General features: G+C 49.6%; 23 protein-coding genes. 9 read left to right on the top strand and 14 right to left on the bottom strand.

Annotated elements, in window-relative coordinates; genetic code table 11:
• The first annotated feature begins 57 nt into the window (after positions 1-57).
• From AC2T15_RS01610 to AC2T15_RS01590, 5 genes are all read left to right on the top strand, one after another.
• The gene (locus AC2T15_RS01610; protein WP_486778562.1) at positions 58-1,632 is read left to right on the top strand and encodes a fatty acyl-CoA synthetase; all 1,575 of its coding nucleotides are present in this window, start codon (positions 58-60) and stop codon (positions 1,630-1,632) included.
• 507 nt (positions 1,633-2,139) lie between these two features.
• A complete protein-coding gene (locus AC2T15_RS01605) occupies positions 2,140-2,553 on the top strand; it encodes a hypothetical protein (RefSeq protein WP_486778561.1) in 414 nt (137 codons plus the stop codon).
• Positions 2,550-3,308: a TolC family protein gene (locus AC2T15_RS01600; RefSeq protein ID WP_486778560.1), complete on the top strand. Its 759-nt coding sequence runs from the start codon at positions 2,550-2,552 to the stop codon at positions 3,306-3,308. The genes AC2T15_RS01605 and AC2T15_RS01600 overlap by 4 nt, the downstream gene beginning before the upstream one ends.
• Positions 3,305-4,339 carry an HlyD family secretion protein gene (locus AC2T15_RS01595; RefSeq protein ID WP_486778559.1) on the top strand — a complete coding sequence of 345 codons (1,035 nt, stop codon included), beginning with the start codon at positions 3,305-3,307 and terminating at the stop codon, positions 4,337-4,339. Before AC2T15_RS01600 ends, AC2T15_RS01595 begins: the two co-directional genes overlap by 4 nt.
• Positions 4,336-6,600, top strand: coding sequence for an ABC transporter permease (locus tag AC2T15_RS01590; RefSeq protein ID WP_486778558.1), 2,265 nt, complete (start codon positions 4,336-4,338; stop codon positions 6,598-6,600). The genes AC2T15_RS01595 and AC2T15_RS01590 overlap by 4 nt, the downstream gene beginning before the upstream one ends.
• A gap of 25 nt (positions 6,601-6,625) precedes the next feature.
• Here the strand turns inward: AC2T15_RS01590 and AC2T15_RS01585 are convergent, their stop codons facing one another.
• From AC2T15_RS01585 to AC2T15_RS01555, 7 genes are all read right to left on the bottom strand, one after another.
• Positions 6,626-7,429 carry a class I SAM-dependent methyltransferase gene (locus tag AC2T15_RS01585; RefSeq protein WP_053101080.1) on the bottom strand — a complete coding sequence of 268 codons (804 nt, stop codon included), beginning with the start codon at positions 7,427-7,429 and terminating at the stop codon, positions 6,626-6,628.
• A gap of 137 nt (positions 7,430-7,566) precedes the next feature.
• Complete coding sequence (gene prpF / locus AC2T15_RS01580; RefSeq protein WP_486778557.1) at positions 7,567-8,754, bottom strand: 2-methylaconitate cis-trans isomerase PrpF; 1,188 nt, start codon at positions 8,752-8,754, stop codon at positions 7,567-7,569.
• A gap of 127 nt (positions 8,755-8,881) precedes the next feature.
• Positions 8,882-11,476, bottom strand: a complete 2,595-nt coding sequence (gene acnD, locus AC2T15_RS01575) for a Fe/S-dependent 2-methylisocitrate dehydratase AcnD (RefSeq protein WP_486778556.1) — start codon at positions 11,474-11,476, stop codon at positions 8,882-8,884.
• 69 nt (positions 11,477-11,545) lie between these two features.
• Positions 11,546-12,679 carry a bifunctional 2-methylcitrate synthase/citrate synthase gene (prpC, locus tag AC2T15_RS01570; protein ID WP_053101077.1) on the bottom strand — a complete coding sequence of 378 codons (1,134 nt, stop codon included), beginning with the start codon at positions 12,677-12,679 and terminating at the stop codon, positions 11,546-11,548.
• A 102-nt stretch (positions 12,680-12,781) separates the two neighbouring features.
• Positions 12,782-13,672: a methylisocitrate lyase gene (gene prpB, locus AC2T15_RS01565; RefSeq protein ID WP_486778555.1), complete on the bottom strand. Its 891-nt coding sequence runs from the start codon at positions 13,670-13,672 to the stop codon at positions 12,782-12,784.
• A complete protein-coding gene (locus AC2T15_RS01560) occupies positions 13,669-14,391 on the bottom strand; it encodes a GntR family transcriptional regulator (protein ID WP_486778554.1) in 723 nt (240 codons plus the stop codon). Before AC2T15_RS01560 ends, prpB begins: the two co-directional genes overlap by 4 nt.
• 232 nt (positions 14,392-14,623) lie before the next feature.
• Complete coding sequence (locus AC2T15_RS01555) at positions 14,624-15,550, bottom strand: ketoacyl-ACP synthase III (protein WP_486778553.1); 927 nt, start codon at positions 15,548-15,550, stop codon at positions 14,624-14,626.
• 395 nt (positions 15,551-15,945) lie between these two features.
• Here AC2T15_RS01555 and dctP point away from each other — a divergent pair, with 395 nt between their 5' ends.
• The 3 genes from dctP to AC2T15_RS01540 are packed head-to-tail and all read left to right on the top strand — an operon-like array spanning position 15,946 to position 18,729.
• Positions 15,946-16,962, top strand: a complete 1,017-nt coding sequence (dctP, locus tag AC2T15_RS01550; RefSeq protein WP_053105079.1) for a TRAP transporter substrate-binding protein DctP — start codon at positions 15,946-15,948, stop codon at positions 16,960-16,962.
• A complete protein-coding gene (locus tag AC2T15_RS01545; protein WP_486778552.1) occupies positions 16,952-17,467 on the top strand; it encodes a TRAP transporter small permease in 516 nt (171 codons plus the stop codon). The genes dctP and AC2T15_RS01545 overlap by 11 nt, the downstream gene beginning before the upstream one ends.
• Positions 17,464-18,729 carry a TRAP transporter large permease gene (locus AC2T15_RS01540; RefSeq protein WP_053103382.1) on the top strand — a complete coding sequence of 422 codons (1,266 nt, stop codon included), beginning with the start codon at positions 17,464-17,466 and terminating at the stop codon, positions 18,727-18,729. Before AC2T15_RS01545 ends, AC2T15_RS01540 begins: the two co-directional genes overlap by 4 nt.
• Positions 18,730-18,775: 46 nt before the next feature.
• Here AC2T15_RS01540 and AC2T15_RS01535 read toward each other — a convergent pair whose 3' ends face one another.
• A complete protein-coding gene (locus tag AC2T15_RS01535; RefSeq protein ID WP_286596579.1) occupies positions 18,776-19,474 on the bottom strand; it encodes a restriction endonuclease in 699 nt (232 codons plus the stop codon).
• Positions 19,475-19,613: 139 nt separating this feature from the next.
• Between AC2T15_RS01535 and hrpB the strand changes: the two genes are divergently transcribed.
• Entirely contained in the window at positions 19,614-22,130 is a 2,517-nt protein-coding gene (gene hrpB, locus AC2T15_RS01530) for an ATP-dependent helicase HrpB (RefSeq protein ID WP_486778551.1), read from the top strand.
• 102 nt (positions 22,131-22,232) lie between these two features.
• Here hrpB and folE read toward each other — a convergent pair whose 3' ends face one another.
• From folE to ribH, 6 genes are all read right to left on the bottom strand, one after another.
• Entirely contained in the window at positions 22,233-22,787 is a 555-nt protein-coding gene (gene folE / locus AC2T15_RS01525; RefSeq protein WP_053101069.1) for a GTP cyclohydrolase I FolE, read from the bottom strand.
• 143 nt (positions 22,788-22,930) lie between these two features.
• Positions 22,931-23,752, bottom strand: coding sequence for a M48 family metallopeptidase (locus tag AC2T15_RS01520; protein WP_486778550.1), 822 nt, complete (start codon positions 23,750-23,752; stop codon positions 22,931-22,933).
• Positions 23,753-23,783: 31 nt separating this feature from the next.
• On the bottom strand, positions 23,784-24,263 hold the full coding sequence (locus tag AC2T15_RS01515; RefSeq protein ID WP_486778549.1) for a phosphatidylglycerophosphatase A family protein: 480 nt from the start codon (positions 24,261-24,263) through the stop codon (positions 23,784-23,786).
• Positions 24,264-24,271: 8 nt separating this feature from the next.
• Positions 24,272-25,213, bottom strand: a complete 942-nt coding sequence (thiL, locus tag AC2T15_RS01510; RefSeq protein WP_286638620.1) for a thiamine-phosphate kinase — start codon at positions 25,211-25,213, stop codon at positions 24,272-24,274.
• 12 nt (positions 25,214-25,225) lie between these two features.
• Positions 25,226-25,723 (bottom strand): transcription antitermination factor NusB, encoded by a 498-nt coding sequence (gene nusB, locus AC2T15_RS01505; RefSeq protein ID WP_053105073.1) that lies wholly within the window; start codon positions 25,721-25,723, stop codon positions 25,226-25,228.
• Entirely contained in the window at positions 25,720-26,196 is a 477-nt protein-coding gene (gene ribH, locus AC2T15_RS01500; protein ID WP_486778548.1) for a 6,7-dimethyl-8-ribityllumazine synthase, read from the bottom strand. Before ribH ends, nusB begins: the two co-directional genes overlap by 4 nt.
• Between the last annotated feature and the right edge of the window lie 31 nt (positions 26,197-26,227).

Raw genomic sequence — 26,227 nt, 5'->3', positions numbered from 1 at the left:
TTTTATTGCTGCAATCAGTTGTATTCCACTCACAACAATAACAATGAGGGATTCGCTATGAATGCTTGCTCAAGTGCAACTTTAAACACTGATCTACAACAAGCCCGCTGCAACACCATTGGCGCAGCACTGACACGAATTAGCGAACGCTATGGGCAAAAAACTGCAATTAGTTTCCAAGACCGACACTGGAGTTTTAGCCAACTGGATCAAGCCAGTAATCGTGTGGCTCGGCAACTACTAGCACTAGGGCTCACCAAAGGTGACCGGGTAGCTGCCTACGGTAAAAACTCCGATGCTTATTTAATTTTATGGTTAGCCTGCACTAAAGCCGGCCTAATCCATGTGCCGTTGAATTTCTCCTTAGTCGAACGCGAGCTAACCTTCCTGTTAAATCAGTCCGGTGCCCGCGCCCTATTTATGGATCTTGACTTACATCAGCACGTAGCAGCCATTCAAGTGCCTGATAGTTTAGAAATACAAGGCACGCTGCGTGATCACTCCAACACTAAACCTCATCAAGTATTACACTGGGCCCTAGCCGATACTGATAGCAGCCCGCTGGATTTGATCCTTGATGAGCACGATGTAGTACAAATTCTCTACACCTCTGGCACCACCTCAGACCCTAAGGGAGCAATGCATACTCATAGCTCATTACTCACCGAATACCGCAGTTGCTGGCAGCATTTAGACATAGTCGCTAATGATTTAGCCCTAGCTGCGCTGCCCTTGTATCACTCGGCGCAAATGCATGTATTTACCATGCCCACCTTACTAATAGGTGGTAGCAGCTGGATTATGGATGCGGTGTCAGCCGATAAACTGCTGCCACTGATTAAAGCAGAGCAGCTGAATGCGTTTTTTGCCCCGCCTACGGTATGGATTAACTTACTGCGCCACCCAGCCTTTGATGAGCGCCAACTGCAACAATTAACCAAGCTGTATTACGGCGCCTCAATTATGCCCGCGGCAATTGTTCAGGAATTAAGTGAACGGCTACCAAAGGCTGGTTTATACAACTGCTATGGGCAAAGTGAAATTGCTCCTTTAGCCAGCGTGTTACGCCCCGAAGAACACGCCGAGCGCCCCACTTCTGCTGGACAACCTTTACTTTCAGTACGTACACGGGTGATAAATCCACAAACTGGTGAGCCTTGCGCGGCCAATGAACAAGGTGAAATCGTTCATCAATCAGCTCAACTGATGCAAGGCTATTGGGACAATCCAGAAGCCACCAGTAAGGCCTTTCGCCAAGGCTGGTTCCATTCAGGCGATCTAGGCTATCAAGATGAACAGGGCTATCTCTATATCGTTGATAGAATTAATGATGTAGTGAATAGTGGTGGGGTATTGATTGCTAGCCGTGATGTGGAAGAAGTACTTTATAGCCACCCCATGGTGGCAGAAGTGGCCGTGATTGGTGTGCCCGATGAACGCTGGATTGAAGCAGTCACCGCCGTAGTCGTCGTTAAGTCAGAACAGCAGGCTGACGCTGCTGAACTGCTACGCCATGCCAAGCAATATCTAGCACACTTTAAGGTGCCTAAACACATCCACTTTGTCGAACAACTGCCCAAAAATAGTGCCGGCAAACTGCTTAAACGAGAGCTACGCAACCACTACAGCTAATCTAACAGCTTGGGCTGAGCACTCAGGATCGAGTGAGCAGCCCATGGCTGGCGTCTTTGCACTCAATAAACAGCTAGACAGTACTCACGCTTAAACCTCATCTGTCTGCCCAGTCACCGGTTTTAATGCTGTTTAAGCCTACAATTACCGTTAAACTAGCAGCTGCCAACGAGGCTGCTCACTGGCTGAGCACTTATTACTCGCACACTTGACTGCAAAGGCCGCCGCCTAATTTGTTATGACTGTATTTACTTTTTCTATCCGCAACTTGGGGCTAAGCCTAATGACGGGCGGCTTACTGCTGGTCAATAGCCCAGCAGCTGATGCGCAAACCTTAGCTCCCGTGGCGATGAAGCCCAGCAGCAGCTCAGTCAAGCCTCTAACGCGCTAAAAAGTGCCGCTTACTCAACCCAAGCCGCCCAAGCCGAGGCCGAAGCCAATGCCAACCTTTGGCAACCAGTAGTCACGCTCGAATCCCAAGCGCTGCGCTACCAAAAGTCCTTAGAGGTGCCGTTAAATGGAGTTAAAAGTGATCTACTGCAACTCAACACCGCGCTCGGTACCGATGCAGAAAAGGCTGTAGAGCATTTGGCTAATAGCCTGCCCCATGACGCCAGAATTCGTAAACGTGACAATGTGTTTAGTGCCACGGTTAATGTGATTCAGCCCTTATATGCCGGTGGTGCAATTGTAGCGGCGCAAAAAGCGGCTAAGTCTGCCGCAGAACTCGTGCAAGCTCAAGAACTTGGCGTACAAGATAAGCAACGGTTTAATTTAGTCACGACTTATTTTGCTCAGGTCCTCGCGCAGCAGCACTTTAATGTCACCCAAGCTCATCTAGCTGGCTTTGAACAACATTTAAAAGAGGCACAGATTCTTGAACGTGAAGGCATGATCCCCATTCCCGCACGCTTGAAGTGATCGTTGCCCGTGATACTGCGTTAATTGCCAATCAGCGGGCCTATCATGACTTACTTACCGCGAGTGATGAGCTGTCTTCACTGCTCGAGCAGCACACACCAATTGCCACACAAACACCGTTATTCGTGAACTTACATAACCTAGAATCCGTTGAGCACTATGTGCAGGTTGCCTTACAGCAACAGCCATTACTGCAACAGGCAGATGCTGGCTATAAAATCGCCGAACAACAGGTGGCTCTAGCAAAGTCTGAGCGCTTACCCAAACTCTTTGCCATGGGTGCCTATGCCCTTGATCGCAATGATCAGCTACTCACACAGCCCGACTGGGTGGTCGGCGTGGGCCTCAGTTACACCCTCAATGCCAGTACTAACCGCAATCGTGCCGTTACCGCCGCTAACTTACGTTTGGCTGCAGCGGAACACTCCAAACAACAGGCGCAAAGCGAGGTTCGGTCAGCGGTGATTCGGGCCTATAACTCAATGAACACCGCTCGTAGTGAGTTTTTCACCTTACAAAGCAGTCTAAATGCCGCCGAAGAGAATCTGCGGGTACAACAGGTGGCGTTTCGTGAAGGTGAAGCCACCGCGACGGCGATCATTGACGCACGCAATGCCCTCAGTCGTGCGCAACTACAGCGAGCCGTCGCCGCTTTTCAATATGACACTGCCCTCTCTGCGCTACTGACCGCCAGTGGTCAAGGCGCGCGCTTCAATGACTATATTCTTCGTGCTGATGCTAAGGTGATGCCGTGAACGACTCTCAATCCCTAACTTCCAATGAGCAAGCCACTGCTGCGCCAGCTAAGCGCCGTCCATTACTCACGGTACTCATTTTGCTAATTATTTTGACGCTGTTGGTGATGGGGCTGTGGCTTGCTAATCGCCCCATTCCGGCACAATTGGAAGGCATGGTCGATACCGACAATATTAATATTTCCAGTAAGGTCACCAGCCGAGTGCTAGCGCTAGAGGTGAAAGAAGGCCAAACAGTGCAAACTGGGCAACTGTTAGTGCGCATGAGTAGCCCTGAAGTAGAAGCTAAAGAGCAAGAAGCCTTGGCGCATTTAGCCAGTGCCCAAGCCATTCAACAACGCTCGCACACAGGCGCAAGAGAGGAAGATTTAGCCGCCCTTGAAGCCTCATGGCGTGCAGCTAAAGCCCAAGCTGATTTAGCCAAAGTCTCTGCCCGCCGCGCCGAAAACCTCTATGCCGAAGGCGTTATTGCGGCCCAACGTCGTGATGAAGCTCGCGCCGCACGCGACTCTGCCAACCAACATGAGGCGCTGACCAAAGCACAGTATCAGCGGGCACTGAATGGGGAGCGCGAGGAAGACCTGCAAGTGGCCGACTCTCAAGTCAAGATTGCCGAAGCGGGAGTCTTTGTTACCCGCTCGATGCAAGATGAAATTCAGCTCACCGCACCGATTAACGGTGAAATTGCCAAACGCTTCGCCAACGTCGGTGAACTGGTACCAGCTGGCTTACCGATTTACAGCCTGATTGATTTAGACGATTTATGGGTCACCGTAAATCTGCGCGAAAATCAATTTCACTCATTGAAAATGGGCGATAAATTAACCGGTAGCGTACCGGCGCTTGACCATCAAATAGTTACCTTCAAGGTGAGCTTTATTAATCCCCAAGCCAACTTTGCCACCTGGCGCGCCACCCGCCAATCCAGCGGCTATGATGTACGCAGTTTTGAGGTACGCTTAACCGCCACGCAGCAGGTGGAAGGACTGCGTCCTGGCATGAGCGTCTTGTTTGCTTGGCCACAACCATGAATCTAGCAGCGCCTGCGCGCGGGCTGTTCCCCAGCCTACTCGATGAGCTACAGCGTATTGCCCGTTCGCCTTATCAATTAATCGTGGTGCTGCTGCTACCCTGCATCATGCTGATTATGGTTAGCCATCTTTTATCAGCCGGCGTGGTGCAGCACACGCCGATTGCCATTGTCGACGCCGATCACTCCTCCCTTAGCCGACGCATTATTAGCAACATCAAGGCTAACCCGAAAATTCAGTTAGCCGCGATGCCAGAGGATATGCAACAAGCCTTAGCTTTAGTGCGGCAAAATAAAATCTATGCGATTGTCGAAATCCCCAGTCAAGCCTCATCAGCCACGGTCTACCCTGATCTACGTTCGATCGTCATTCACTACAACGCACAATTGCGTACCATTGGCTCTCAAGCCTCGTCAGCCCTAAGCCAAGCGATTGAAGTGGCGCTCAAACAAGAAGGCCGCGTACGCCGCGGCATGGGTGGACTGGAAAATATTGAATTGAGTTTGCCACAAGTGCAGGTGACTACTGTGGGCAATGCCCAGCAAAGTTTTGAGCGCTTTTTAACACCCTTAGTCTTGCCAGCAATTCTTAACCTGTTACTTAGCTGTGCGATTGTGGCTACTATTGCTCGTCACTTAAAAGCCCCCGCACGTCCTAATTTACTGAGTCTAATCAGTCAATTACTGCCTTATGTGTTAATTTTTACCGCTTGGCATCTAGTGTTTTGGCTCTGGATGGTAGCCGGGCGGGGCTGGCCGATTAATGGCTCGGCCGGACTATTGGTACTGGGCATTATCTGGCTATGCATGGCTACTGCTGCCATTGGCGCAGCTTTAGTGGCCATCACACGCGATATTCACAGTGCGTTTTCTTTATCCACGATCTATGCCAGTGGTGCCGTCACTTACTCAGATGGCACCTTACCTGTGTTAAATGCCAGTGGCTGGGCTCAGTTTTGGGCCAATATTCAGCCCTATACCCATTACTATCGGTTACAAATTGAACAAGTCAGCTTAGCCAGTGATGCTGCGGTTAGTGGGCTGCACCTCGTTGTTTTAAGCCTGTATATTGTCGGTGGACTGCTGATCGCTAAAGGCTTGGCTAAGGCCAATAAAAAAGAACTAAAACTCAGCCCAATACCTGACTTGGCGTTTTCTGGGGGACGCGAAGCGTTTTTTAGCACCCTCAGTAGCGTTGTTAAAACCAAACCCATTTTTTCTACCATCGCTTTGGCGGTAGTGTTATATAGCTTTTATTATCCAGCTGCTTATAAGTCACAGGTCTCGATTAAATTACCCATTGCCGTGGTTGATCTAGACGACTCGAGCCTATCGCGCAGTTTAATCCGTAACTTACAAGCCACTCGTAGCATTAACATTACTGAGCGTCCAGCCTCTCCTCAACAAGCCTTAACTTTGCTGCGTAACCGACAAGTGGATGGGGTGATTATTTTAGATCACAACTTTATGCGTAAAGCATTGCACGGCCATGGAGGACTAGGCATCTATTTAACGGCTGCTTACTTAGTCCGTGCCGCTGAAGTAGGTAATGCCGTTAGCTCCTCGTTAGAAGCCGCTATGGCAACCCCCAGTACACGATTAGAACGTACACAGTTTTCGCGCCCTGAAGTCAATATTGAGCAATGGCCTATGTTTGATACCACCGAAGGCTACGGTAGTTTTGTAGTGCCAGCCATTGCCACCTTGATTGTTCAGCAAACCTTACTGTTTGGTAGCGCCATGTTGATTGGTTTTCGCCGCGAGCATCAAATTCGCGGCCTACAGCTAAGTGAGTTTCTAGGTACCTGGCTTGCCTTAAGCTTGATTGGCTGCTTCACCTCACTGCTAATGTTTGGCTATACCTTCTGGCTGCAAGACTATCCGCGCGGCGGCAATCTCAGCACCCTGTTGGCTTTTATCCCACCCTTTGCCGCTGCTACCGCAGCGCTGGGTATGTTGCTGGGCAGCGTGATTGATCGAATGAGCCGAGTGATGCAAATCTATGCTGGAATTTCGATTTTGCTATTTTTAGTCACTGGTGCTTCGTTTCCGCAGTATATGATTCCCGACTGGATTATTTGGAGCTTAATGCCCTTTCCTTCAACCACGATGGTGGTAGGCTTTACCCAAATTAACTCAGCTGGCGCGAGCCTTAGCGAAATGGCCCCCGCTTTTAATACCTTACTGGCCTTAGTGTTAATCCTCGGCAGTTTAGCTGCGTGGCGTTTTACTTGGTTAAAACGCCACGCTCAATACAGCTAACATTCCCTAGCAGCTACACGCCTAACTAGGACTCTTCAGCCTCAGTTAGGCGTATGCCTAAAGAGACTTGGGGACTATTGACCGCCGGTAGTAAATAACCCTGCTGATAGAGCGAATCAAAAACGAGGGGCGCACTTTCGCCAGCGGGCAAAATACTCAAACGCACTCGATCACCTAACAGCTTAGCCTCTAACAACTCTGCAGGCGCTAAACCCACCAACTCGCTGCCAACCCAAGCTTGCCCTGTAAGCTTTTGAAACTGCTGTGCTAGTTGTACCCGATACAATTGCCCACTGGCACTGAGCCACTCCCAGGTTCCGGCCAAGGGAGCTGGCACATACCATTTGTAAAGATACACTCCACCCATGGCTTGCCGCGCATCCGCCTGCCAATCACCCATATTAAATGCATGACCAATCACGCGAGTACCGGGCTTGAGCTCTTGTAAAATTCGCGCTCGAAGTTGTAGATTGAGCGTAGGCAGTAGATACAGGGTCAGCACGCTGGCTTGACTAAAATCTGCAGTTAATAGATCACCTTGAATAAAACTAACACGATCTTCCACGCCAACGGTGGCCGCCAGTTGGTTAGCTTCGGCGATGCGCCGCGGATCCATATCAATGCCTACCGCTCTAGCACCACGCTCCATGGCTGCCGCCACTGCAATGCGTCCATCACCACAACCCAAGTCATACAGCACATCTTGCTGTTGAACATCAGCCATTTTTAACATGGCCTCTACTACTAGCTCATCGGTGGGAACAAAGATCACATCGAGTTCAGCGTCAATCTTGGTAAACCCTTCTTCAAATAGTAAGTCTTTAAACAACCAGCGCACCTATTATTAGTAGCGATTAATAAGTCTGATCTGGTGCTATGCACCTAATCAGGCGCCTCAGTGTAGCGATAAAGGCTTAGACAAACAAAAAAGCGCCCGTGACGAGCGCTTTAATATTGTGTGTTTAGCTAAAATGAATCACCCGGCACTCGCACCCAGCCCTCCATTAACACCCGAGCACTACGGCTCATAATGGCTTTTTTCACCTGCCATTGCCCCTGTTCCTCAATTGCTTCAGCGCCTACGCGTAAGGTACCTGAAGGATGCCCAAAACGTACCGCTTGGCGCTCACCGCCTCCAGCTGCCAAATTAACTAACGTACCAGGAATGGCTGCAGCCATGCCGATTGCCACGGCTGCCGTACCCATCATCGCATGGTGCAACTGCCCCATGGATAATGCGCGGACCAACACATCGATATCTTGCTGCTTAATCTGCTTGCCACTGGAAGCAGTATAGGCAGCGGGTGGAGCAACAAAGGCCACTTTGGGCGTGTGCTGACGCGTTTCCGCCTCGGCGAGATCCTTAATCAAACCCATTTTTAGTGCGCCATGGGCGCGAATCAACTCAAATTTAGCCAGAGCTTCGGTGTCGCTATTAATTGCTGATTGCAGCTCAGTGCCGTGGTAACCAATATCCGCCGCATTAACGAAGATGGTTGGAATCCCAGCGTTAATTAGGGTAGCTGACAACCTACCTAAGCCTGGCACCTCCAGCTGATCGACTAGGTTACCTGTCGGGAACATCACCGCGTCATCGCCGTCACCATCGGCTGGGTCTAAAAACTCAATCTGTACTTCGGCGGCAGGAAAGGTCACGCCGTCTAATTCAAAATCACCGGTTTCTTGCACTTCACCGTTAGTGATAGGGACATGGGCGATAATGGTCTTTTGAATATTCACCTGCCAAATACGCACCGTGCAAATGCCATTGTGTGGAATTTTATCTGCCGCAACTAAGCCATTACTGATAGCAAACGAACCTACCGCTGCTGTGAGGTTGCCGCAGTTGCCACTCCAATCGACAAAGGGCTGATCAATCGAAACCTGCCCAAATAAATAATCTACATCGTGCTCAGGCTGGGTGCTCTTGGCGAGCAATACGGTTTTACTGGTGCTGGAGGTCGCACCGCCCATGCCATCAGTTTGTTTGCCATAAGGGTCTGGACTACCAATGACCCGCAATAATAATGCATCTCGGGCAGCTCCTGGCTGCTGAGCGCGCTCGGGTAAGTCCTCAACTTTAAAAAATACCCCTTTACTGGTACCGCCACGCATATAAGTGGCTGGAATTTTAATTTGTGGAACCTGACTCATCTCTGCTCTCCCGCCTATTTACTTGGCCAATCAATACCTGCTGCCGACGAATACTGTGGCTTAAACATAACAACCCGCTAAACAGCGTCGCTTAGCGGGTTGTAAATTACCTTAACAGGTGCACTGGTTAGGCACCGACGTTGGATGCTAAGAACTCTTGGGCAAAACGCTGTAACACTCCGCCTGCTTGATAAACCTCAACCTCGGCGGCGGTATCTAAGCGGCTCAGCATCGGTACCCGTAACTGCTCGCCATTTTGACGATTAATCACCAAGGTCATGGTATTACCCGGCTGCAGCTCGCCTTCCACATCATAGGTTTCAGTGCCATCTAAGCCTAAAGTTTTGCGCGTAGTACCTGCTGCAAACTGCAACGGCAATACACCCATGCCAATTAAGTTAGTGCGGTGAATACGCTCAAAGCCTTCGGCAGCAATCACTTCGACACCTGCTAGGCGCACACCTTTAGCTGCCCAGTCACGGGATGAACCTTGACCATAGTCAGCACCGGCCACAATGATCAGCGGTTGTTTGCGCTCCATGTAGGTTTCAATCGCTTCCCACATGCGCGTAACCTGTCCTTCTGGCTCAATCCGCGCCAGCGAACCTTGTTTAACTTCACCGTTTGCATCTTTCACCATTTCATTAAACAGTTTCGGGTTAGCAAAGGTTGCGCGCTGTGCGGTTAAGTGGTCACCACGGTGAGTAGCGTAGGAGTTAAAGTCTTCTTCTGGCACACCCATCTTTGCCAAATACTCACCCGCCGCGCTGCTGGCTAAAATAGCGTTAGAGGGCGATAAGTGGTCAGTGGTAATGTTATCCCCCAACAACGCTAATGGCCGCATTCCTTTGAGGGTGCGTTCGCCAGCTAAGGCGCCTTCCCAATAAGGTGGGCGACGAATATAGGTGCTCATCGGCCGCCAATCATAGAGCGGGCTCGGCGCTTGCTCAATTTCGCCCAAATCAAACATCGGGATATACACTTCGCGGAACTGCTCAGGTTTTACGCTCTCGGCTACGATCGCATCAATTTCTGCGTCCGATGGCCAGATATCTTTCAGGGTAATTGGGTTGCCTTCAGCGTCATACCCTAAGGCATCCTTTTCAATATCAAAGCGAATCGTTCCGGCAATGGCGTAGGCTACCACTAAAGGTGGCGATGCTAAGAAGGCTTGCTTGGCATAAGGATGAATACGCCCATCAAAGTTACGGTTGCCGGATAATACTGCGGTGGCGTATAAATCGCGGTCAATAATTTCTTGCTGAATCACTGGATCTAAAGCACCGCTCATCCCGTTACAGGTAGTACAAGCAAAGCCGACAATCCCAAAACCTAACTGCTCTAGCTCACCAAGCAAATTGGCTTCATTAAGGTACAGCTCAGCCACTTTAGAGCCTGGCGCAAAGGAGGTTTTTACCCATGGTTTACGGGTTAAACCTAGCTCGTTGGCTTTACGGGCAATCAGTCCAGCCGCCACTACGTTGCGCGGGTTACTGGTATTAGTACAGCTGGTAATCGCTGCAATAATCACTGCGCCATCGGGCATTAAACCTTCTTCCTCAACCCACTCACCGGCAATGCCTTTAGCCGCTAAGTCGCTGGTGGAAACACGTGCATGCGGGTTTGATGGGCCTGCCATATTGCGGCCAACGGTCGAGATATCAAATTTCAGTACCCGCTCGTACTCGGCTGTTTTTAGGCTGTCTGCCCACAAACCGGTTAACTTGGCGTAATTTTCAACTAACTCAACCTGCTGCGCCTCGCGCCCAGTCAGCTTGAGGTAGTCAATGGTTTGCTGGTCAATGTAGAACATTGCCGCGGTTGCGCCATATTCTGGCGTCATGTTGGAAATAGTTGCACGGTCACCAATACTGAGTTTATCCGCGCCCTCACCAAAGAACTCAAGATAAGCACCAACGACCCGCTCTTTACGCAAGAACTCCGTTAATGCCAATACAATATCGGTGGCGGTAATCCCCGGCTGACGCTCACCTACCAACTCCACCCCGACAATATCCGGTAAGCGCATCATCGAAGGTAAACCGAGCATGACGGTTTCTGCTTCTAAACCGCCCACACCAATAGCAATTACCCCAAGTGCGTCCACGTGCGGGGTATGACTATCCGTACCGACACAAGTATCAGGGAACGCCACACCGTTACGCACCTGAATCACTGGCGACATTTTTTCTAGGTTGATTTGGTGCATGATGCCGTTACCAGCCGGAATCACATCAACATTTTTAAAGGCAGTTTTAGTCCACTCAATAAAGTGAAAACGGTCTTCGTTACGACGATCTTCGATTGCTCGGTTTTTAGCAAAGGCGTCAGGATCATAGCCACCGCATTCCACTGCCAGTGAGTGGTCAACAATTAACTGGGTAGGAACAACCGGATTTACTTGCGAGGGGTCACCGCCTTGCTCAGCAATAGCGTCACGCAAACCGGCTAAATCAACCAGCGCGGTTTGACCTAAAATATCATGACAGACCACCCGTGCTGGATACCAAGGAAAGTCCAGATCACGTTTACGTTGAATTAATTGCTTGAGCGAGTCCGTTAACTGCTCTGGCTCGCAGCGGTGCACTAAGTTTTCTGCCAAGACCCGCGAGGTGTATGGCAACTTTTCATAGGCGCCTGGTTCAATGGCGTTTACCGCCTCACGCGCGTCATAATAATCCAGCGCGGTGCCAGGCAAATTTTTACGGTATTGGGTATTCATCTCAAATCAATCCATCAGGTCAACGGAGCGGTTGATTCAGTGCCGCTGACAGCAGCACTGGTTTTAGCATTAACGCTCGCTAATAGGTGTTACAGCGCGTTGTTCCTCACCGATATATTCGGCACTGGGGCGAATAATGCGGTTATTGGCACGCTGCTCAAAAATATGCGCGGCCCAACCGGTTAAGCGGGAGCAAACAAAAATGGGGGTAAACAGCTTGGTTGGAATCCCCATAAAGCGATAGGCCGATGCATGGAAGAAGTCCGCATTAGGAAATAAGCGTTTTTCATCCCACATAAACTTCTCAATTGCCTCAGAGACCGGGTAAATCACCGTGTCCCCTACTTCATCTGCTAGCTGCTTGGCATACGCCTTAATCACTTCATTACGCGGATCTGAGTCACGATAAATCGCATGGCCAAAGCCCATGATCAATTCCTTACGCTCGACCATCTGCCTTAATTCTTCTAACGCTTCTTCAGGCGAATTAAAGCGATCAATTAAATCCATCGCCGCCTCGTTAGCACCGCCATGCAGCGGACCACGTAGCGAACCAATGGCACCGGTAACGCAGGAATACAGATCCGATAACGTAGAAGCACACACCCGACCAGTAAAAGTTGAGGCGTTAAACTCGTGCTCTGCGTATAAAATCAACGACACGTTCATCACTTCACGATGTAACTCACTCGGTGATTTACCATGCAATAGGGCTAAGAAGTGGCCCCCTAAGTCTTTCTCTTGGGTGACGCAATCAATGCGCACCCCTTCATGGCTAAAGCGATACCAATAAATTAGCATGGCGGGTAACGTGGCGAGCAAACGGTCGGTCACATCATGTTGTTGAGCAAAGGATTCTTCTGGCTCTAAGGTGCCTAGCATCGACACCCCAATCCGCATCACATCCATCGGGTGCGCATCAGCTGGAATTCGCTCTAATACCTCTTTTAAGGTATCGGGAATATCACTTAACGCCTGCAACCGCTCAATATATGCCTGTAACTGAGCAGCCGTTGGCAGCTCGCCGTACAGGAGTAAATACGCCACTTCCTCAAACTTTCCACAGCGAGCTAGCTCACGCACATCATAGCCACGATAAGTTAAGCCAGCCCCCTCTTTACCCACGGTAGATAAAGCGGTTTGTCCTGCGATTTGGCCACGTAAGCCTGCTCCACTCAGTACTTTGTTCTTTGCATCCGCCATTGTTGTATTCCTCTTATTAGCGATGACAACTGTTGTTATTTTTGTATTTTTAGAACGCTTGTTACTGCTTTAGCGCTAGTTATAACGGTATTTGCTAAGTCATTATTTGTTTTTTTGCTGCGCAAATAAGTTATCTAAATACTGCTCAAACTGGTGATAGTTAATGCGATCGTACAGCTCCATTCGTGTTTGCATGGTGTCGATCACATTTTTCTGAGTGCCATCTTGGCGAATGGCGTTGTAGACATTTTCCGCTGCTTTGTTCATTGCACGGAACGCGGATAAGGGGTATAGCACCAAGGATACATCCACTGCCGCCAACTCATCGGTGGTGTACAGCGGGGTGGCACCAAACTCGGTAATGTTGGCTAAAATAGGCGCCTTAATCCGATCGGCAAAGGTTTTATACATTTCTAGCTCTGTAATGGCTTCGGGAAATACCATATCGGCCCCTGCCTCAATACAGGCCGCTGCACGATCGAGCGCTGAGTTTAAGCCTTCCACTGCAAGCGCATCAGTACGCGCCATAATCACAAAGCTGTCATCGGTGCGGGCATCAACCGCGGCTTTAATGCGGTCAACCATTTCTTGTTGCGAGACAATTTCTTTATTGGGGCGGTGACCACAGCGCTTAGCACCCACTTGGTCTTCAATGTGCATCGCCGCTGCGCCAAACTTAATCATCGATTTCACGGTACGCGCCACGTTAAAAGCCGATGAACCAAAACCGGTATCCACATCGACCAATAACGGCAGATCACACACATCGGTAATACGCCGCACATCAGTGAGTACGTCATCTAAGCCGCTAATACCTAAATCGGGTAAGCCCAATGAGCCAGCCGCAACACCGCCGCCGGATAAATAAATCGCTTTAAAGCCTGCACGCTTAGCGAGCAATGCGTGGTTGGCATTGATCGCACCGACCACTTGTAGCGGATGCTCAGCGGCAACCGCATCACGGAATAGCTGACCTGGAGTTTTTTTACTCATGACGCACCTCGATTGGGGTTAGTTAATGCATTTGCGCCGGCATAATGGCGCTCAATATTGCGACGTGATGCAGCGATGTGTCGGCGCATCAGTAGTTCTGCTAGCTCACCATCACGATTAGCAATGGCTTCTAGAATTCGGTGATGCTCAGTAAAGGCTTGAGTGGGACGATTGGGCGTAGTAGAAAAGCGAATACGGTACATCCGCACCAATTGATACAACTCATCGCATAGCAATTTAGCAAGGGTTTTATTGCCACTGCCTTGGATGATTTTGTAATGAAAATCAAAGTCGCCCTCTTGCTGGTAATAGCCCACACCTGCTTGAAACGATTCATCTTGCTCATGGGTTGCCAATACTTGACGTAACTCGGCAATCTCTGCCTCGCTCATCCGCTCAGCGGCTAAACGACAGGCCATGCCCTCGAGCGACTCCCGTACTTCATAGAGTTCAATTAGCTCATCGGGCGTCAACGATACGACCCGAGCCCCCACATGGGGGACTCGCACTAATAAACGCTGCCCCTCTAAACGGTGCAAAGCCTCGCGCAATGGGCCGCGACTGATGCCATAGGTCCGCGCTAACTCTGGCTCGGAAATTTTACAGCCCGGCCGTAGCTCACCGGCCACAATAGCAGCCTGCAAAGTCCGAAACACTTGTTCCGATAAAGTCGCTGAGTCGGCTTCCTCAGTGACCATTAAGTCAGTAATTACACCCATATATTGTCAACACTTAATTAAATTAATAGCTGTAAAGCTAGTTTTAATCGCCATAACTGTCAACACAAAAGCTTAAGTGTTAACAATTATTCAACCAAGGTCTTAGCTGTTAAGTGTCTAGAAAATTGGGCCAGAGATATTTTTTCCACAAAAAAAGCGCTACCCAACCAGACCTTAGCCTGATCAGTAAGCGCTTTTAAACACAGTCTTTAGTGCACTGCGGCGCTAGTCGTTAGACACGACTTAATAACCCCGACGCCCAGGATAAGCCCACACCAAATCCACTCATGAGTACCTGTTGATAGTCGCTATCTAGCACATAGTGCTCAAGTAACAGCGGAATGGAGGAAGACACCGTATTACCTGCACCAAACATATCCTTGAGCACTTTGTCGCCATGTTCACCTAGGCGCTTGGCAATAGCATCGACAATCGCTGCGCTGCCTTGATGTAAGCAAATTGCATCTACCTCGGCAAAATCCACTCCCGCTTTAGCTAAGACTTCTTGCATATGGGGGATAATTTTTAAGCTAGCAAAGTTAAACACTTGGCGGCCATTCATATGAAAATGACCGTCTTTGGTGACCAAGTACTCAGCCCCAGCACCATCGGTGCCATAACTGCTGGCTGTTAATACCCACTGTGGCTGTTGACCAAGCCAGGTGGCGGTAGCGGCATCGCCAAACAATAAGGTCGTTAAGCGATCACTACGATCCATGATTTTTGAATAAGGATCAGCGGTCACCAATACCGCATTACGCAGCCCCGCTGCCTGCATAAAGCCTTGAGCAATGGCTAAACCATAGACATAACCAGAGCAACCAAGACCCACATCAAAGCATGCAATCTGCTTATGTAAACCCAGTTTGTCTTGGGCAATAGCCGAGGTATGCGGTAAACCTTCGGCATCACCGTTTTGGGTAACCACAATCAGGGCCTCAATCGCTTCTGGTTTAAGCGCTGGATTTTTTGCTAATAAGTGCTGTACTGCCTGCACACATAAATCGGAAGTCTCTTCAGCATCGCTTTTCACTGACAACGTGCGGGTGCCTAATTTGGCATCAACAAAGGCTGCATCCCGCTCAAATTCAGCGGCCTGTGCCACATTATCAATGCGCCCCGGTGGGATATAACTTGCAATGCTTTTAATACCGATCATGTTATTTTTCCAGAGATTGGTCACCACATCTGCCTGAACCATCAACCATAAGCAGACTAATCAGTCACCTAACAACAAAAAATTAGGCTAGCGAGTACTCGATGACTTGAGCACTGGCGTAGCCCGCACAAAAATTCAGACGTTGCAGCCTACCTAGAAGGCACAATAAATACCATTGTGCCAAGGGCTAGGTTCGCTCACTACCAAGTAAAATCGGTCCTTAAAGAGGCAACAAGCTGAGCAACAATTGGCTAAAAAACCATTAAAAACACAAGCTAAACCTAGCGTTAAGGCTAAAGTATTGGAGTTCTTGCGGATATTGGCTGAAGTTTGATATTTGCTTAGCTTAGGTAGGAAAATTACCCTTCCTACCTTTGTGAACACTCCATTGAGCTATGTTTTTTCTACGACAATTAACCGCGCTACTGCTATGCAGTGTTGCTTTAAACTGCTGGGCGGTAACTGAATTACGTCTTGCCTCACAGCTACCCGACAAACATGCCCTAGGTGAAAACCTGCACCTCTTTGCCGATGAAGTGCAGCGCTTAAGCCAAGGCCAACTTAAAATTAAAATCTATCCGGCTTCGCAGCTGTATAGCGATAAAGAAATGCCCAAGGCGATTGCCGTGGGAGCAGTGGATATGGGCATTGTTTCACTCACCCAGTTTGCCGGCACCCTACCAGCGGTAGACCTATTTTATCTGCCGTTTTTATTTGATAATCAACAGGCAGTGCTTGCCGCAATTGCCCCCAACAGCCCAGTACGCGCGCCCTTAGATGAGGCAATGCGCCAGACTGGAACCCGGGTGATGTGGTGGCAACCCTATGGCAGCACGGTCATTATGTCGCACCATGAAGTCCGCACCCCTAAAGATTTAGCCGGGCGCAAGGTGCGTGTGTTTGGTAAAACCGTGGGCGAGTTTATTAGCGCAGTCGGTGCGGGGCCCACACTGCTGTCGGGTGCCGAACAATATCTCGCTTATCAGCGGGGAACAGTCGATGCCGGATTGAGCGGGATTCTAGCCATCAAATCACGCAAACTGTATCAGCTGATGCCGTCTATTACCCTCACTCGCCATGCAGATGTTGAGTTTGTTTCGCTAGTTAATGAGCAGCGCTGGCAGACTTTAACCGAACAGCAACAAGCTATTTTACGCCAAGCAGCGCAATATGCCGAAAACCAACTGCGGCATGATATTCCACGTCTAGAACGCGAAGCTGAAGCCTTTGTTGCCGCGCAACCCAATACCCGAGTAATTGAACTGAGCGATGCCGAGCGCGACAGCTGGCGCATTGCTGCCGCGCCAGTACGCGAAGCTTTTTTACAGCGCACGGGGGAACTCGGCCAACAGCTGTTAACCGCCGTCGACCAAGTTAACCAACAGATCCGTGAGGCGCAGCATGCCAACTAATCAACCCTCTTCTCCAGCACTGGTTACCATCCTCAGTCAAGCCGCCGCCAAGCTAGGTGCTGCGCTGTTTGTGCTGGTTGCGTTTGCAATCCTATATGAAGTTATTTCTCGTTATTTGCTGGGTTCACCGTCAATCTGGGTGGAAGAGTTGAGCTTATTGGCGCAAGTCTGGGCCACCTATTTAGGCATGGCCTATGTGCTGCAAAGCCGCGCTATGCTGCGCATTGAGTTAGTCGCTGAACGCTTTGGTCGGCTCGGCCAGCAAATCAGCGAATGGTTAGGCTTAATCGTGATTGCTGCTTGTGCGCTGCTGATTATTGTATTGTCAGTTGAGTCGCTGTTAGAAAGCTTAGCCCAGCAGCGAGCATCCGCCAGCTTATTAGTGTTACCCAGTTGGCTGGTCGAGTTGTCGTTACCGATTGGCTTTTCTTTATTGTTAGTACAAGCCCTGTTACACATGCTGCAACTAGTTAAGCAGCCGATCACCGCGGAGCCGCGTCCATGACCAGTAGTTTAATTATTCTTGCACTGTTGTGGGTACTACTGTTAGTCGGAGTGCCGATTGCTTTTAGTTTTACCGCAGTGGCCATGGCTATGCTGTGGTATATCGACATTCCCTTAGCGGCAGTGCCGATTCAGCTGATTAGCGGGGTAGATAACTTTATTTTGTTATCGGTACCTTTATTTTTATTAATGTCGAATATTTTGCTTAAAGGTGGCATTGGCCGCGATTTATTTGCTGCCATGCAAAGTTGGGTTGGGCACTGGAAAGGTGGCTTAGGAATTGCCACCATTTTATCCTGCGCGCTGTTTTCCGCTATTTGCGGTTCATCTGTGGCCACCTCTGCCACCATTGGCAACGTGGCGATCCATGAAATGACCTCGCGCGGTTACCAGCGCCGCTTTGTATTTGGCTTATTAGCCGCCGGCGGTACCTTAGGCATCTTAATCCCGCCTTCGATTCCGCTAATTATTTACAGCTCAATTACTGAAGACTCGATCGTAGATCTCTTCTTAGCCGGTTTACTTCCAGGACTGTTACTGACTGCTCTATTTGTCGCTTACTGCTTTATCCATGCACTGTTTGATCAGCACACCGTCCCAGTAGCTAAAGCCTCGCGCCAGCAGCGCCTACGCTTGAGTCTACGTGCACTGCCTTCAATGGCACTGGCATTACTGATTATCAGCGGCATTTACTCGGGTGCTTTTACCCCCACCGAAGCCGCCGGTGTTGGTACGGTGGCGGCCTTAGCCATAGTACTGCTGATGAAGCGCCTTTCCTGGAGCGACTTTAAACTGGCCTGTATGGACAGTCTACGCACTACGGTAACCTTATTTTTGATTATTGTTGGCGCTAAACTCTTTAGCCACGCGGTTGCACTCTATGATATTCCCCAAGTTATTACTGCGGCCATTGTCCACACCTTCTCCACTCCCACTGGCTTTTTATTGGTCGTCGGTGTCATTGTGTTGATCATGGGATTGTTCTTAGAGTCTGTTTCGCTACTGATGCTGATGATGCCAATCCTGTTACCTGCACTGAATGCCATGGGCATTGACCGCATCTGGTTTGGTATTTTATTTGCGATCTTGATTGAGTTTGCTCTTATCACTCCGCCGGTTGGCATGAATCTTTTTGTAATCCAAGCCGTTGGCAAAGGCTCATTGGCCGAAGTCTCTAAAGGGGTCATTCCCTTCTTCTTTGTGATGTTTTTAGCCTTAGTCTTGGTCTATTTATTCCCTGTTATTGCAGTGGGGATTATTTAACCACGCTATGTAGAGCCTGCTACAGCTATTACTTGTAGCAGGCCTGTTAACGCCCCAGGGCGTGCAGAATATCTTCGGCAGCCATTAGCTCAACACCGGCGCTACGGGCAAAATCAATCGCATCTAAGGTAAAACCACCTGAGGCCACAACATAACCTTTAGCCGCGCCACTGGCAGCTACAATACCGGCCATTTCGCGAATAATAGCGACCCCTACTCGACTATTCCAATGCTTACACTGGATCACATAGATTTCGCCTTTCTTTTTCGCAATAACATCCACACCACCGTCAGCTCCTTCCACGGTGTTTTCAACGCTGTAGCCTTGTTCGCGGAAAATTTCGGCGGTGAGCACTTCAAATTCCTGCCAACTTAAGCCCTGCAAGGCTTTTTTTGCCGAACGAGCACTCGCCACTTTACGGGCGACCTGGGTACGCTTAAAGCGCTTAAACGGCCCCAGCAATAAGCCTAATGCCAGCTGTGGAAAAACATACAACTGGCTTAAATAAGCTAAATTAAATCCCAACTCGGCTTTGAGCTGCTGAAAATCAACAAAGTACAAGGGATATAACGGTTGCCAGCCATCAATAAATATCAGGTAACCCAGATAATGTTGATACAAACCCAGTGCGCCGATTAATAAAGTACTGCCAACAATAAAGTGCCACTGACTCAAGGAATAGGGCAGCCACCACCACGAACGACGTTTGCGCACACCGTAGGGCGTTTTTTTCTGGTTCCGCACGTAACAACCTTAAATTAAGCTGGGTAACAAAGGTGTATAAGTATACAGTAAAAGGGCTTTTTTTCCAGTCAGACTGCGGCTAACAGCGATCAAATAAAATCTGCTACAGTGCGCACTTGCCTTTCAATGGAATTCCCTCGTGTTTGCTACTGACTTGCCGATTTATGCGGTTTATCAACCCCTACTCCAAGCGCTGCGTGAACATACCGAAGTTATTTTGCAAGCAGCACCCGGCGCAGGTAAAACGACTCAGGTGCCGCTATACCTGCTAGATCAACCTTGGCTGGCCGGCCAAAAAATCATCCTCCTTGAGCCAAGACGCTTAGCGGTACGCAATGCAGCTGAACGCTTAGCTGCGCAACTAGGACAAACCGTTGGTCAACGTGTGGGATATCGCATGCGTATGGCAACTAAAGTAAGCGCTGCCAGCCAAATTGAAGTCGTGACCGAAGGCGTTTTTTTACGCATGTTGCAACAAGATCCTAGCCTAGAAGGTGTGGGACTAGTCATCTTTGATGAGTTTCATGAGCGCAGCCTAGACAGCGATCTGGCCCTTGCCTTAATGCTCAATGGCCGTGAATTACTGCGAGATACTCCACTGCGCCTGTTAATTATGTCGGCGACTTTGCCCAGCCAGCGCTTACGCCAACAGTTTCCCCAAGCGCCCTTTATTGAAAGCCAAGGTCGCCAGTTTCCAGTCACTATTCATTGGGGGGAGCCGCGCAAGTTAAATGAGCCTTTGCTGCCGAGTCTGCTACAAACCACACTACACTGCTGGAGGAAATCAAGCGGCAATCTGCTGGTATTTTTACCGGGACAACAGGCAATTCAACAACTGTTGCAGGCCCTTAACCAAGCGCAACTGGCAGATACGCTGATCGCTCCCCTGTATGGCGAGCTATCCCTTGAGCAACAACAACGAGCAATCCAGCCACCTCCTGCTGGGCTACGAAAAATCGTCTTAGCCACTAATATTGCCGAGTCGAGTATTACTATTGAAGGCATTACCGAGGTGATTGATAGCGGGTTAGAGCGAGTGCCCTTATTTGATTTAACCACTCAGACCCAGCGACTAACCACCCAGCGCATTAGCCAAGCCTCTGCCGCACAGCGTGCAGGCCGAGCCGGCCGTATCGAACCTGGGCGCTGTTATCGATTATGGTCAGAGCAGCAGCATCAACAATTACCTGCTTTTTCCACCCCCGCTATCAGCCAAGCGGATTTATCCTCGTTAGCACTGCAGTTAGTACAATGGGGGACAGAGCCTGATGAGTTATTTTGGCTCGATCCGCCTAAACCCAGCGCCTACCAGCAGGCCTTAATAGGATTACAGCAACTAGGTGCGATTGATCAGCAAAGACGTTTAACCGCACAAGGTCAGGCGATGCTACAGCTTCCGGTTGAGCCACGAATTGCCTGTTTATTACTCTACGGACAAGCGTTTAACGCCACAGAGACCGCCTGTTTATTAGCGGCCCTATTAGGCGAGCGTGATATTTTGCCAGAACAAGGCGCTGATTTATCCCTGCGTATTGAGGCGTTACAAGGCGATTACCAAATTGAACGCTCTCAGCAAGGACGTGCCCAGCGCATTAAGCAACAAGCTAAACGCTACCATCAGTTACTACCTAAGCAGCCGCTTAGGGTGGGCGAGATGCCAAGCCCTGATCTGGCCTTGGCCGCAGCCCTAGCCCTGGCTTTTCCCGAGCGAATTGCCCAGCGCACCAACCAACAAAGCTACAAGCTAGCCAATGGCCGCGCCGCGCAATTTTATCAGCCCGACTCGTTGCAACAGTCAGAGTGGCTAGTTATTGCTGAGCTGGGTTCGGTGCAAGGTCGCAGCCACGATATTATTCAACGTGCCCTACCTTTATCCGCGGCATTATTTGCTGGCTGTCTAGCCTCACTGGTGGACACCGTGAGTGAATGTGCATGGCAAGCTGATGCCGGTGGTTTTATTGCTCAACAGCGGGTTAAGGTCGGAGCACTGACGTTAAGTACGCAAGCCCATGCCGCCATTGATCAGTCGTTAATTGCACAAACCTTAATCAGTTATATACGCCAGCAACAACTCAGCTGTTTACCCTGGACACCGGAACACCAACAATGGTTGGCGCGGGTTCAGTTGCTGCATGATTTACAGCAACAAGGGCAACTAACTAGCGAAGAAAAATGGCCCGATGTAAGCCAAGCCGCGCTAATCAATTCACTGGAACATTGGCTGCTGCCTTTTGTGCAAGGTGTTCAGCGTCAAGCGCAACTAGCCAAAATCGAGCTGGGCCATGCCCTGCACTCGCTTCTTTCCTGGGAGCAACAACAGCAACTCAATCAGCTCTGTCCCTCTCACATTCAAGTACCCTCTGGTTCTAATAAACGGATTGATTACCTCGAGCGCCCCCCAGTACTTGCCGTACGCTTACAAGAGTTATTTGGTTTAGCGCAAACGCCGAAATTAGCAAAAGGGTTACAGCCACTTAAATTACACTTGTTGTCACCGGCCCAACGCCCAGTACAGGTAACGATGGACTTAGCCAGCTTTTGGCAAACCACCTACCACGAGGTAAAAAAAGATTTAAAAGGTCGCTACCCTAAGCATTATTGGCCGGATAATCCTTTACTCGCTGAGCCAACGGCACGGGCTAAACCGCGCAACTAGTTGCTAGTTGCCGTAAGACAGCCCATTAATCAGCGGCAATAAAAAAGGTGCTAGGACGTCCTAACACCTTTCAGTGAGTAGCGCACAGGTTAACCCAAGAGGTTAGTCACGGATCAACTGCAAAAACTCTTGGCGGGTGGTACCGGAATTACGGAACGCACCTAACATTGCTGAGGAAGTCATCACTGAGTTTTGCTTTTCCACCCCACGCATCATCATGCACATGTGCTGCGCTTCAATCACCACAGCAACACCCGCCGCTTGGGTAACATCTTGAATCGCATCGGCAATTTGTCGAGTGAGGTTTTCTTGAATCTGTAACCGCCGAGCAAACATATCGACAATCCGTGCGACCTTGGATAAGCCAATCACTTTACCGGTAGGAATATAGGCCACATGCGCCTTACCAATAAACGGCAGAATATGGTGCTCGCATAAAGAGTACAGCTCAATGTTACGGACAATTACCATTTCATCGCTATCTGACTCAAACAGCGCACCATTAACTACCTCGTCTAAGGTTTTACCATAGCCGTTGCATAGATACTGCATCGCTTTCGCGGCACGTTGGGGGGTATCTAGTAATCCTTCCCGCTCAGGGTCTTCTCCTAATTGCTGAAGAATCTCGCGGTAGTTGTTAGCAATAGCGTCGCACATGACTGCTCCAATGGCTGTTTAAGTTAATGGCACTCGTCATTTAAAAGAGTGTGGTGCGTTAAAAAGGCGCTTAAGGTACCAGATTTAGCCGTCTAATTGTTAATTAAGCGGCAAACTGACCGCCTCAGCGCCAGCTAGCCAGATTAATAACGATTTTTTGCTTGCTGATAAATTGGCAGCACTTTAGGTACTACAGCTTGCAAGGTGTTAATCCGTGATGTGGAAGCAGGGTGCGTACTTAAGAACTCAGGAGGCGCACCACTACTGGCCTGGGCCATTTTTTGCCAAAGCGTCACTGCCGCTTGTGGGTTATAACCGGCTCTCGCGGCCAACTCAATCCCCAGTAGATCAGCCTCGGTTTCAGCGCTGCGGCTATTAGGTAAAGTTAAACCATATTCCACTGCCGCATTGGTCAACTGCATACCCTGCTCGCCCAAACCCAGCAAGGTAACCAAACCTAATTTACCCACTTCTAAGGCATAGGCTTTAGACATCGCCTCACGGCTATGCTCACGTAAAGCATGGGCAATTTCATGGCCCATAATTGCCGCGATTTCATCATCCGTGAGCTGCAGTTTTTCGATAATACCGCTAAAGAAAATAATTTTACCACCAGGCATGCAGCTAGCATTTAGCTCAGGCGATTTAATCAGGTTAACTTCCCACGGCCAGCTTGCTGCATCAGCGCGGTAATAAGGTGCCTGCTTAATTAAGCGCTGGCCAATCACCTCTAAACGCCGCGCATTGGGGGTATTGCGCTCAACCATGCCCTTACTGGCTGCAGCTTGAATCATTTCTTGATACTGCAAAGCCGAACTTTGGTTAATTTGCTCGGTACTCAACAGGCTAAACATATACTGTTTACGCTGCACACCGACACTGTCGCCACTGGTGGTATTAACGGTTTGGCAGCCGACTAGGCTCATGGTTAACACTAATCCCAGTGCTTTAAATCCTAATTTCATTGGGCTCACTCCTTTTAGATTGCTTGGCGTGCTACACCGCCACAATAAATAACACCAGCTGTAGAACGCCTGCTGCCATTATTCCAGCAAGAATATCGTCCAGCATAATTCCGACCCCGCCACCAACCTTTTGATCCGCCCAACTCACTGGCCAAGGTTTGGCTATATCAAACACACGAAATAATACAAAACCCAGCACTAACCAATACCAGGTGAGGGGCACAGCAAAAAAAGTAATCCATATTCCAACAAACTCATCCCAGACGATGCCATTGTGGTCATGCACGCCTAAGTCCTTAGCCACCTTGCCGCACAGCCAGCAGCCAAAGAGCGTTGCGGCAAGCAAAAAAATGGCTAACCAAGTCAAAGATAGCTGAGACAGCACTGGCACAAAGAGTAAACCTACCACCGTACCCCAAGTACCTTGAGCCTTAGGCGCCAAACCTGAGCCGAAGCCAAAGGCTAGAAAATGCCATAGGTTACGCCAGACTCTTGGGTTGGCACTGGACATAGGAACTCCTAAAAATGTGTGTACCCTGGCTGCACCTTAACATCCGTTGCAGCCGCAAAATTGATCAACTCCACTCCTGCTCCGGCGACCACCTGACCAATCGCTCGAACATTGGGAAAGGCGCTTTGAATAATTGCTAAGTGCTGCGGCGGTAAGGTGAATACCAAATGATAGTCGTCGCCACCGGTTAAGGCGGCAGGTAATGCCTGCGCTAATGGAAGATCCACTACACAGGGCACTAAATGGGCATCAATCACTAGACCGACCCCAGATGCTTTAGCCAGATGCCCTGCATCCGCTAGCAAGCCATCAGAAATATCTAGCGCAGCCGTAGCCCGCTGTCGCAGCGCTCGGCCCAATGCTAATTGTGGCTGGGGTTGCCAGTAAGCAGTTAACAACTGCGAAGTCTGCGCCGACTCAGCGGTAGAGGGCTGCAATACCCAGGGCAAAGCTAAGTTTGCCGCGCCTAACACGCCGCTGACACACAGCAGATCCCCTACTTGGGCGCCACTACGTACTAACGCCTGCCCGACCGGTACCTGTCCCAACACCGTCAGAGTGAGGCTTAAAGGTCCGCGAGTGGTATCGCCACCGATCAAACTAATAGCATGCTGTAAGGCGGCTTGATTAAGTCCCTCAGCAAAAGCCGTGAGCCACTGTTGATCAGCGCTGGGTAAGGTTAAGGCTAGAGTAAAACCTAGCGGTTCAGCACCCATTGCCGCCAAATCGCTCAGGTTCACCGCTAAAGCTCGCTGTGCTAATAGCGCGGGATCGGCCTGCACAGGAAAGTGTACCCTTTCAACCAAACTGTCGGTTGAAATGGCTAATTGATGGTTAGGGCTAGGCTGCAACAAGGCACAGTCATCGCCTATCCCTAAGGCAATAGATTCGCCACCGCGAGCACAGCCCGCAGTAGCGAAGTAGTGATGAATCAGTTTAAATTCATCCATCTGATAGCTCAGTTACTGTTGTTTGCCTAAACGTTCAGCACGCACTTCAGGACCGCGTAAATGCGGTGCTAATTTATCAAGCACCCCATTTACAAACTTGTGCCCATCAGTTGCCCCAAATACTTTGGCTAACTCAACCGCTTCATTGATTACCACTTTGTAAGGCACATCCACTCGGTTGCTTAACTCCCAAGCGGCTAAACGTAAAATAGCTAACTCAACAGGGTCTAGCTCCTCTACCGCACGATCAAGATAAGGCACTAACTTATCGGTCAAGTCCGCTTTTTGACTGGCCACGCCGTGCAAAATATCGTGAAAGTAAGGCCCATCAACCCCATCAAAATTATTATCTACGCGAAATTGTGCCTCAATCGCTGCCATCGATTGCTCAGCTACGCTCCACTGATACAGCGCTTGCATAGCTAAGGTACGAGCCACGCGGCGTTTGGCAATTTTACCTTTTGCTAACGGTGGTAACTCATCACCACAATCGTCATGATTTAAGCTCACTTGGCCTCCAACTGCGCCAGCAGGCTAACCATTTCCAAGGCAGACAGTGCAGCTTCTGCACCTTTGTTACCGGCTTTAGTGCCTGAGCGCTCAATGGCTTGCTCAATCGAGTCTACGGTTAACACACCAAAAGATACTGGCACATCATAGCTCATGGACACCTGTGCTAAACCTTTGGTGCACTCGCCCGCCACATACTCAAAGTGTGGCGTACCGCCACGGATCACCGCACCTAAAGCAATAATGGCGTCAAACTCATCACGCTGCGCTACTTTTTGTGCCACTAAAGGCAACTCAAAAGCACCCGGCGCACGAATAATCGTAATATCGTCTTCTTGTACGCCGTGACGTACTAAGGCATCAATCGCACCACTCACTAAGCTTTCAACTACAAAGCTATTGAAACGACCAACTACCAGTGCGTACTTGCCAGCCGATGCGATAAAGGTGCCTTCGATGGATTTAATTGTCATGAAACCGTCCTAAAAATAAAGAGCGATGGCG

The sequence above is a fragment of the Thiopseudomonas sp. SA1F2-1K genome, assembly GCF_057443035.1.
Note: the sequence above shows the minus strand (reverse complement) of the source record. Positions and strands in the feature narration are given on the sequence as shown.

Excerpts from the sequence above, each read along its gene's own strand:
- AC2T15_RS01610 (WP_486778562.1), top strand. The coding sequence starts at position 58 with ATGAATGCTTGCTCAAGTGCAACTTTAAACACTGATCTACAACAAGCC.
- AC2T15_RS01590 (WP_486778558.1), top strand. The coding sequence starts at position 4,336 with ATGAATCTAGCAGCGCCTGCGCGCGGGCTGTTCCCCAGCCTACTCGAT.
- prpF (WP_486778557.1), bottom strand. The coding sequence starts at position 8,754 with ATGAGTCAGGTTCCACAAATTAAAATTCCAGCCACTTATATGCGTGGC.
- acnD (WP_486778556.1), bottom strand. The coding sequence starts at position 11,476 with ATGAATACCCAATACCGTAAAAATTTGCCTGGCACCGCGCTGGATTAT.
- prpC (WP_053101077.1), bottom strand. The coding sequence starts at position 12,679 with ATGGCGGATGCAAAGAACAAAGTACTGAGTGGAGCAGGCTTACGTGGC.
- prpB (WP_486778555.1), bottom strand. The coding sequence starts at position 13,672 with ATGAGTAAAAAAACTCCAGGTCAGCTATTCCGTGATGCGGTTGCCGCT.
- AC2T15_RS01560 (WP_486778554.1), bottom strand. The coding sequence starts at position 14,391 with ATGGGTGTAATTACTGACTTAATGGTCACTGAGGAAGCCGACTCAGCG.
- AC2T15_RS01555 (WP_486778553.1), bottom strand. The coding sequence starts at position 15,550 with ATGATCGGTATTAAAAGCATTGCAAGTTATATCCCACCGGGGCGCATT.
- dctP (WP_053105079.1), top strand. The coding sequence starts at position 15,946 with ATGTTTTTTCTACGACAATTAACCGCGCTACTGCTATGCAGTGTTGCT.
- AC2T15_RS01545 (WP_486778552.1), top strand. The coding sequence starts at position 16,952 with ATGCCAACTAATCAACCCTCTTCTCCAGCACTGGTTACCATCCTCAGT.
- AC2T15_RS01540 (WP_053103382.1), top strand. The coding sequence starts at position 17,464 with ATGACCAGTAGTTTAATTATTCTTGCACTGTTGTGGGTACTACTGTTA.
- folE (WP_053101069.1), bottom strand. The coding sequence starts at position 22,787 with ATGTGCGACGCTATTGCTAACAACTACCGCGAGATTCTTCAGCAATTA.
- AC2T15_RS01520 (WP_486778550.1), bottom strand. The coding sequence starts at position 23,752 with ATGAAATTAGGATTTAAAGCACTGGGATTAGTGTTAACCATGAGCCTA.
- AC2T15_RS01515 (WP_486778549.1), bottom strand. The coding sequence starts at position 24,263 with ATGTCCAGTGCCAACCCAAGAGTCTGGCGTAACCTATGGCATTTTCTA.
- thiL (WP_286638620.1), bottom strand. The coding sequence starts at position 25,213 with ATGGATGAATTTAAACTGATTCATCACTACTTCGCTACTGCGGGCTGT.
- ribH (WP_486778548.1), bottom strand. The coding sequence starts at position 26,196 with ATGACAATTAAATCCATCGAAGGCACCTTTATCGCATCGGCTGGCAAG.